Genomic DNA, 3,763 nt, shown 5'->3' on the forward strand with positions numbered 1-3,763 from the left:
TTTTACTCATGAACAAAGTGGACCCAAGTCCGTTTTAGTGATAATGAATCAATCCCAGGAAGGGGCCCAGCCCGGATTCACGTACCGCTGATCTCGGCGGACAGCATCGATCGCGGACATGGCTTCGTCGGTCAGCACGAAGTCGAAGATGCCGAGGTTCTCCACGAGGTGCGTGCGCCGGGCGGCTTTGGGGATTGCCGCCACGCCCTGCTGGACGAGCCAACGGAGCGTCACTTGAACCGGCGTGCGTTCGTACGTTCGGGCGATCCGTAATATCGTGGAATTCCCTGCGACCCGTCCCTTGGCGATGGGTCGGTAAGCCGTGAGCCGCAGCGAGCGTTCGCGCGCGAAGCGCAGAAGCGCCGTTTGATCGAGAAAAGGGTGGTACTCGATCTGGTTCACCCGGACGGGAGCGAGGTCGAGGGCCTGCTTCCATAGAGCCTCGGGGAAGTTGCTGACTCCGATAGCGCGCGTCTTACCGTCTTCGCGGAGCCCTTCCATCGCCTCGATCGTCTCGGCGAGCGGCACGTCATCATTGGGCCAATGGATGAGCAAAAGGTCGACATAATCGGTAGCGAGCCGTCTCAGGCTCTCCTCCACGCTCCGGTGCACCGCCGCGCGCGTGAGGCTGTCGCGCCAGAGCTTCGTCGTTACGAAAACCGCGTCTCGGTCGACCGGGGAGTCCTGGATGGCGCGTCCGATCTCGCGCTCGTTCTCGTACATCTGGGCGGTATCGATGTGGCGGTAGCCGAGCTCGAGCGCTTCGGCAACGGTGCGAACGCACTCGCTTCCGCGCAGGTCCCAGGTACCGAGACCGAGAAGGGGTATCTCGGTGGTGAGCTTCATCGCGGAAAGGTAGCATGAGAATGTCATGGATGATGTCCGCCAGGCTCTCCGCCGTCTGGTGAAGCGGCCAGCCTTTCTGATGTCCGCCACTGCCATCCTGACGCTCGGAATCGGTTTCAACACCGTCGTTTTCAGCCTGATGAACCTCTTGGTCTTGAAGCCCCTTCCCGTCCGGCAGCCAGAGATGCTGGTGAGTCTCCAGACCGGGACGTCGCCCACCTGGTCCTTCCCGAACTACTCGGACGTTCGGGAGCGAGCAACGGTCTTCGACGACGTGGCCGCGATGCGCGTCATTCCCGCGCACATGAATCGCAACGGCGCGAAGATGCGCCTCTGGGGGTACCTCGTCACCGGCAACTACTTCGATTTGCTCGGGGTCTCTGCTTCGCGCGGGCGGTTGTTCTCTCGAGGCGACGACCTGACGCCCGGCGCTCATCCCGTCGTCGTCTTGAGCTACGCCTCCTGGCAGCGCCGTTTCGCGGGCGATCCCCGGGTGGTCGGAAGCACGGTCACGCTGAACGAGCATTCCTTCACCATCATCGGTGTCACGCCACCGGGATTCCTGGGAACGGAGAGGCTCCTGTCCGCCGAGATCTGGGTTCCTTTCTCCATGGTTCGGGAGATCGAGGGCCGTGACTGGCGGACGTCCCGGCGCACCCAGAACGCGTGGGTGATCGGCCGATTGAAAGAGGGCATCTCGACATCGGAAGCCGAGGCATCCCTGGGAGCCGTCGCGGAACAACTCGCTCGGGAGTATCCCGACTCGAACGAAGGGATGGATATCCGGCTCGCACCGATGGGTCTTCTGGGTACCGTTCTCCGGGCGCCTGCAATCGGTTTCGGCACGGCGTTGCTCATGGTATCCGGCCTCACCCTTCTCGTCGCGTGTGCGAACCTGTCGAACCTGCTTCTGGCACGGGCCTCCGAGCGCCGGAAGGAGCTCGCTCTGAGGCGATCGCTTGGAGCGAGTCGCTGGGCACTGGCCCGGATTCTTCTGGCCGAATCTCTTCTCGTGGCGCTAGCTTGGTGCATTGGAGGCATCCTCGCCTCGTTCTGGCTTTCGCGACCGTTGATCGCCGCGCTCCCGGCGATCGAGTTTCCCATCAACGCAGAGCTTTTCATCGACACCCGAGTGCTCGCATGGTCGGGAATCGCCGCTCTTGCCAGCGCATTTTGGATCGGTTTGGTACCCGCAGCGCGAAGCGCCGCCGTCGATCCCTTGTCGGCGCTCAAGAGCGAGACGCCGGTCACCGCGATCGGTCGTCTCGGTCTGAGCGACATATACGTGGGAGCTCAGGTAGTCGTATCAGTCGTGCTCGTGGCGGGGGCCCTCATGACGGTGGGCACTCTGAAGAGCGCTTTGGAGCAGCGCTACGGCTTCACGCCCGAGAACGCGGTCGCCCTCCGGTTCGACGTCTCCATGCACGGCTATGACGAAGAGCGCGGCCGAGTGATCCAGAGCGAGGTGCTCCGGGCGGTCTCGAGCCTTCCCGGAATCGAGTCCAGTGGGCTCGCCAACTCGATCCCGTTCAGCATCGATCAGTCCTTCACCACCATTTACATCGAGGGACGGCCCGTTCCGCCGGTCTTCGAGGCCCCAGCAGCGGTTCTCTACCAGGCGACGCCGGGTCTTTTCCGTGCGCTCGGCACTCGTCTCGTGGCGGGGAGAGATTTCGACGAACGCGATGACCTCGATAGGCCCAAGGTGGCGATCGTGAACGAGACCTTCGTTCGCACCCTTCTGCAACCCGACGAGAATCCTCTGGGAAAGCGCCTCCGGTTCGGTCCCGACGCCGAGCCCATCGAGATCATTGGCGTCGTCGAGGCGGGGAGATACCAGACGGTGACCGAGGAGCCTCAATATGCCGTCTGGCTTCCTCTCGCACAAAGCTACAACAGCACCTCGACGGTGGTCGCACGAACGCGTCTTTCGGAAAGAGAAGCTCTCTCCGGGATCGAGCGGGCGATCGAATCGGTCGCGCCGGATCTGGTGCTGTTCGACGCGATGAGCCTCGAGGCCTATCTCGATTTGCCGACCGCTCCTCTGCGCCTCGCTTCGACGAGCCTTGGCGCGATGGGGTCTCTCGCCGCAATCCTGAGTGCTTTCGGCCTCTACGCGCTCGTTGCCCACGCCGCGTCGCGGCGCACTCGCGAGATGGGAATTCGTATGGCGCTCGGCGCCGGCAAGAAGGACGTCGTGCGAGCGCTTCTGAAGAGGACGGTCTTTCTGGTTGCCGCGGGCGCCACCTGTGGTGTCCTGCTGTCGTATCTTGTCGGCGGAATTCTGGCGCGCCTTACTTTCACTCAGCCAACAGACGCGGCAGCAGTGGCCGCAGCCGTGTTGATGACGATCGCGGCCATCGCCGCCTCCTGGCTCCCGGCCCGACGCGCGCTTCGAATCGAGCCACTCGAAGCACTCAGATATGACTAGAACTAGAGTCCGCTAAAATATTGGGAGCGGTGATGCGGCTGATACGTGATGCGTCCCGACCGTTCAAGGCTTCTCCAGTCGTTTTTGCGGCAGTGGTGCTTTCTCTCGGGATGGGTATCGGAGCCAATATCTCTATCTTCTCCCTCATTGAAAGCTTGGTGCTCCGAAGGCTTCCGGTCGATGAGCCCGATCGTCTCGTCCTTGTAAGCTCGGGACCGTGGGACTTCAAATCCTGGTCCAACCCGTTCTGGGAAGAGATTCGCGAGCTTGGACTCTTCGAGAGCTCGTTTGCCTGGAGGTCGACCCGTTTCGATGTCGCGGAGTCTGGACCGCGAGAGTCAGTCGACGGCCTTTGGGCCAGCGGGGAATTCTTTGACGCACTCGGCGTTCAGGCCCTAATAGGCCGAACGTTTGGTCTCGCGGATGATCGACGCGACGGAGGCGCTGACGGTCCCGTGGCCGTCATCAGTCACGGCTTTTGGCAAC

2 protein-coding genes are annotated in these 3,763 nt (G+C 62.5%); one reads left to right on the forward strand and one right to left on the reverse strand.

What is annotated here, in order from left to right; all coding sequences use genetic code 11:
- Positions 1–48: 48 nt before the first annotated feature.
- The gene (locus tag VEK15_32170; GenBank protein ID HXV65396.1) at positions 49–846 is read right to left on the reverse strand and encodes an aldo/keto reductase; all 798 of its coding nucleotides are present in this window, start codon (positions 844–846) and stop codon (positions 49–51) included.
- A gap of 25 nt (positions 847–871) precedes the next feature.
- Between VEK15_32170 and VEK15_32175 the strand changes: the two genes are divergently transcribed.
- Entirely contained in the window at positions 872–3,277 is a 2,406-nt protein-coding gene (locus VEK15_32175; GenBank protein ID HXV65397.1) for an ABC transporter permease, read from the forward strand.
- Positions 3,278–3,763 lie beyond the last annotated feature (486 nt).

It is taken from the genome of Vicinamibacteria bacterium (assembly GCA_035620555.1).
GTDB lineage: Bacteria > Acidobacteriota > Vicinamibacteria > Marinacidobacterales > SMYC01 > DASPGQ01.